Source organism: Dietzia sp. HMSC21D01, assembly GCF_001815995.1.
In the GTDB taxonomy this organism is placed as follows: Bacteria; Actinomycetota; Actinomycetes; order Mycobacteriales; family Mycobacteriaceae; genus Dietzia; species Dietzia cinnamea.
The window spans coordinates 1-4,513 of record NZ_KV823717.1 but is presented as its reverse complement, the minus strand read 5'-3'; the positions used below and the strand labels follow the sequence as shown (position 1 = coordinate 4,513).

Below are 4,513 nucleotides of genomic sequence, written 5' to 3'. Positions count from 1 at the left end.
GACGCAGGCGTTCACCGCCGCGGCGTCGGAGCCCGGCGGGCAGGCGACCACGTCCACCCGGGTGTCGGCGAACCGGGCCCGCCCGGTCAGCGTGGGGCGCTCGAGCTCCGGCGGCAGGTCCTCCACCGGGTGCTCGGGGGAGTTTCGGGCGAAGGCGACGGAATCGGTCGTGTGCCACTTGCGCACCCCGCGGGCCTGAAGGATCGCCCGCCCGAGCACCACCAGCACCCCCAGATCGCGGGAGACCGGGTCGGCGGCCAACAGCACCGCGTCGAGCAGGTTCGCGGGCCCGTCGGCCTCGGGGTGGTCGGCGGCACGCTGCGCGCCCGTGAGCGCCACGGGCCGCGGGTCCGCGTGATGCAGGTCCAGCGCGATGGCGGTCTCCTCGAGGGTGTCCGTCCCGTGGGTCACGACCACCCCGGAGACCTCCGGGTCGGCCAGGACGTCCGCGACGGTGTCGACGATCAGGTCCCACTCGGCGGGTCCGAAGGTGGAGGAGTCGGCGTCGAGGACGGCGCGGGCGCTCACCCGTATCTCGCCGGGCAGCACGGCGCGGAGCGCGTCGAGCATCGCCGCCGTGGCCGGATCGGAGTCCCCGGCCACCACCGCGCCCTCGGGCGTCGTGGAGGCGGTGATCGTGCCGCCGGTGGTGCAGATCACGATGTGGGGGGTATCGGTGCTGGTCTGGCCGCTGGTCACCCGGTCCACAGTGCTGTGCGGGCGGCTCGTCGTCAAACACCCGGGCCGCCGACGATGGAACAATGACCGACCAGTGTTCGTTGGGCCGGTGACACGGTTCGGAGCCGGGACCGGCTCGGCGCCGGATGCCCGGTGCCCCACATCTCGACGAAAGGACCCCCGCGTGAGTCTTCGACGGACCATCGCCGCTCTCTCCCTGTCCGCTTTCGCCATGGGTGGCCTCGCCGCCTGTGGGGGTGGAGGCGATGAGCGCGAGACCGCACCCGCGCCCACCACGAGCGCGCAGGAGACCGCCGCCGTGCCCACCGCCGCGGAGCTGACCGGGCTCCTCGACCGGGCGTCCGATCCCGCCGTTCCGGTGGAGGAGAAGGTCGACCTCGTCGAGGGGGGTGCCGAGGCGCCCGAGATCTTCGACCAGATCGCCGCCCTCAAGGCCGAGCAGGGTGCCGGCGTGACGATCACCGGCGTGGCGGAGGGCGACATCCCGGGCACGCTCATCGCCAACGCGGTGATCACCCAGCCGGGCCAGGAGGACATCAACGTCCAGGCGCAGTTCATCAACCAGAACGGCCAGTGGCAGCTGCAGAAGTCCTTCGCCTGCGCGCTGATCACCAACGCCGGGCTCCAGCCGCCGGCCACCTGCGCCGCGGCCTGATCCGGGCGACCGCCGGGCGCCGCGCCGGCGGTCAGTCCACCGTGCGGAAGCTCAGTTCCGAGTCCTCCTCGTAGGTCGACCGTCGTCCGGAATCCGGGTCGACGTAGGCGGTCCGCGTGGAGGACTCGGTCGTCCCGCCCACCGGCAGGGCGGCCCGGAGGTCGACCGTCAGCTCGCCGGAGCCGGAGACGTCGTAGGACTCCACGTCCAGGGTGACGCCCGGCCCGCCGTCGGGCGCGGGTGCGGTGAGGGTGTCCTGCGGATCGGGGGCCTCGGTGCGTGACCGGACGGTGGCGACGTCGCCGTCGAGGTCCACCAGCTCGTAGGTGGTGACCCGGGTCGGGGCGACCGCGTCGTCGACCTGCCGGGTGACCGTCCACCGGGCGCCCACGCCGATCTCCTCGGTGGGGAACGCGACGGTCGCGTCCGAGATCGCGTTGGCGGTGATCTCGACGCCGGCGCGAGCGGCGTCGGTCGCACCCGCCGGTGCCGCCAGTGAGAGCTCGCGGATGACGCCGTCGGCGCTGCGGGTCCAGGTGACGGTGAAACCGGGCGCGGTGGCGAACTGCGCGGACCGGCGGTCGTCGACGGAGGTGAACTCGCGCGCGGTGACGGTCGCCCGCTGGGCGCCGTCGACGTCCGGTTCGGAACGCCCTTCCAGGGTGAGTGTCTGTTCCGGAGTGTCGTCGACCCTCGGCTCGGAACCCGGGACCTCGGTGCGGGACGTGGCTGCACGGGTCACGGCCACGACCGCCGGTTCGAGCGACGGGGCGTAGGCGAGTACCCGCCGCTCGCCCTGCCCGGCGTCCACCAGCTCCACGGTGGGGGCGGGTCCGGGGTCGACGCTCACCTCGGGCTCGAGCGCCTGCGCGTCCGGGTCCGCAGCGGCGCCCGCCCCGGTGGTCGTCGCCTGCCCCGAGGCGGCGGGGTCAGAGGCGTCGTCGTCGGCGCACCCGGCGGTACCGACTACGAGGGTGGCCGCGAGCGCGGCCGCGAGGAGACGTCGACCGGAGCCGCCGCGGCCACCCCGTCCTCGGTCGCCGCCACGCTCGCGGCGGGTGGTTCGGGAGGGGCCGGGGATGACGGTCGATCGCGGGTCCACGCCCCGAGCCTAGAGGGTCGCCCACCCGCAGCCGTCGGGTCGGCGACATCATCAGGGATACTGGGCGGCATGACGGAGACCGACGGCACGCGGCCTGACGCCGCGGGAGCGAGCACACCCGGACCTCGGGCCACCGCGCCCGGGTACTTCCGCGCGGGGCCGGCGGTCATGCTGGCGATCGCGGGCGTGGTGGTCCTGATCGATCAGGTCACCAAGGTGCTCGCGGTGGCCAACCTGGAGAACGCCCGCCCGATCGAGCTCGTGGGTGACACGGTGCGGTTGGTGCTGCTGCGCAATCCCGGCGCCGCGTTCTCGATGGGTACGGAGTCGACGGTCGTGCTCAGCGTCGTCGCCACGGTCGTGGTGCTGGGGCTGCTGTGGTTCTCCCGCCGCGTCCACTCCACATGGTGGGCGTGGGGGCTGGGCCTCATCCTCGGCGGCGCCGCCGGCAATCTCGTGGACCGCTACTTCCGGGCGCCCGGGATCCTGCAGGGCCACGTCGTGGACTTCCTGTCCGTGGGCTGGTGGCCGGTGTTCAACGTGGCGGACTCCTGCTTGGTCGCCGGTGTGATCGTGGTGGCGGTGGCGGTCCTGCGCAACATCGACTTCGACGGCTCGCGCGTGTCGGACGACGCCGCCCCCGTCGCCAAGGGGGACCCGGCCGATGGGTGAGCTGCGTAACTTCCCCGTGCCGGACGGTCTCGACGGCATGCGCGTCGACGCCGGCGTCTCCCGGCTGTTGGGCATCTCGCGCACCGCGGTGGCGGACCTGGCCGGCGAGGGCAAGGTTCTGCTCGACGGCCGCACCGTGGGCAAGTCCGACAAGCTCACCGGGATGTCCTGGATCGAGGTAGAGATGCCGGAGCCGCGGGCCGAGCCGGCGGTGGTCGCCGAGCCGGTCGAGGGGATGGCGGTCGTGTACTCGGACGCGGACATCGTCGTCGTCGACAAGCCCGTCGGTGTGGCCGCGCACGCCTCGGTCGGGTGGACCGGTCCCACGGTGATCGGCGGCCTGGCCGCCGCCGGGTACCGCATCTCGACCTCGGGACCGCCGGAGCGCAAGGGGATCGTCCACCGCCTCGACGTGGGGACCTCCGGCCTCATGGTGGTGGCGGCGTCGGAGCGGGCGTACACGCTGCTCAAGCGGGCGTTCCGCGACCGGACTGTCGACAAGACCTACCACGCGCTGGTGCAGGGCCACCCCGATCCGCTCTCGGGGACGATCGACGCGCCGATCGGCCGGCACACGTCGAACGACTGGCGCTTCGCGGTCACCTCCGACGGCAAGCCGTCGATCACGCACTACGACACCCTCGAGGCGCACCAGGCGGCGACGTTGGTCGAGGTGAAGCTCGAGACGGGGCGCACCCATCAGATCCGCGTGCACTTCTCGGCGCTGCACCACCCGTGTGCGGGTGACCTCACGTACGGCGCGGACCCGGTCCTCGCGCGGCGGCTGGGGCTCGAGCGGCAGTGGCTGCACGCGGTGGGCCTGGGCTTCGAGCATCCGGGCACGGGGGCGCGCGTGGACTTCGCGAGCCGGTACCCCGACGACCTGCAGCACGCGATCGACGTCCTCCGCGACGCATGACCGGCGCCGCGCGGCTGCTGCGGGCCGCCGGCGTGGGGGTGGTGGTCGTCCTGGCGCTGGTGACGATCCTCACCGCGCTGCGCACCGAGCTCCCGCGGAGCCCGGGGGTGATGAGCGACGCCCTGGGCCCCGACCCCGGCGAGCGCGTCGGCGACTACCTCGACCGCGCGGCCGCCTCACTGGTCACCGTGGGCGGCGGGACGGACGTCCCGGGGGGATCCGGTGATGATGGCGACGACGACGAGGGCCGCGCCCGCGACCCCGACGCCCACCGCTGGGCCCTCGTCAGCGCGGGTGAGGCGTGGTCGGTCGCCGAGGCCGCCGGCGCGGTGCGGGGTCTGCCGCGCGTCTCGGGGCTGTCCGTGCAGGTGCCGGTCGAGGGGGTCGCGATGCCCGTTTCCGACGTGGCGCTGGCCGAGCCGGTGGCGGGGGAGGCCGGGCGCGAGGCGGTGTTCGGCCGGGGCCT

At 74.0% G+C, this 4,513-nt stretch carries 5 protein-coding genes and 1 pseudogene; 4 read left to right on the top strand and 2 right to left on the bottom strand.

Annotation, left to right across the window (positions count from 1 at the left end; genetic code table 11):
• Positions 1 to 699: asparaginase domain-containing protein (locus HMPREF3086_RS02615; RefSeq protein WP_246830866.1), on the bottom strand; the 699-nt coding region annotated here is incomplete at its 3' end.
• Between the two features lie 163 nt (positions 700 to 862).
• On the opposite strand from HMPREF3086_RS02615, the gene HMPREF3086_RS02610 reads away from it, so the two are divergent.
• Positions 863 to 1,354, top strand: a complete 492-nt coding sequence (locus HMPREF3086_RS02610; RefSeq protein WP_061229114.1) for a WKL family lipoprotein — start codon at positions 863 to 865, stop codon at positions 1,352 to 1,354.
• A 31-nt stretch (positions 1,355 to 1,385) separates the two neighbouring features.
• On the opposite strand, the gene HMPREF3086_RS02605 is transcribed toward HMPREF3086_RS02610, so the two are convergent.
• A complete protein-coding gene (locus tag HMPREF3086_RS02605) occupies positions 1,386 to 2,456 on the bottom strand; it encodes a hypothetical protein (protein ID WP_167349555.1) in 1,071 nt (356 codons plus the stop codon).
• 69 nt (positions 2,457 to 2,525) lie between these two features.
• Here HMPREF3086_RS02605 and lspA point away from each other — a divergent pair, with 69 nt between their 5' ends.
• The 3 genes and pseudogenes from lspA to HMPREF3086_RS18830 form a co-directional block, all read left to right on the top strand.
• Entirely contained in the window at positions 2,526 to 3,128 is a 603-nt protein-coding gene (lspA, locus tag HMPREF3086_RS02600) for a signal peptidase II (protein WP_061229115.1), read from the top strand.
• Positions 3,121 to 4,047 (top strand): RluA family pseudouridine synthase, encoded by a 927-nt coding sequence (locus HMPREF3086_RS02595; protein ID WP_061229116.1) that lies wholly within the window; start codon positions 3,121 to 3,123, stop codon positions 4,045 to 4,047. The genes lspA and HMPREF3086_RS02595 overlap by 8 nt, the downstream gene beginning before the upstream one ends.
• Positions 4,044 to 4,513, top strand: a pseudogene (locus HMPREF3086_RS18830) (hypothetical protein); the annotation flags it as partial. The gene HMPREF3086_RS02595 and the pseudogene HMPREF3086_RS18830, both read left to right, overlap by 4 nt.

Excerpts from the sequence above, each read along its gene's own strand:
- lspA (WP_061229115.1), top strand. The coding sequence starts at position 2,526 with ATGACGGAGACCGACGGCACGCGGCCTGACGCCGCGGGAGCGAGCACA.
- HMPREF3086_RS02595 (WP_061229116.1), top strand. The coding sequence starts at position 3,121 with ATGGGTGAGCTGCGTAACTTCCCCGTGCCGGACGGTCTCGACGGCATG.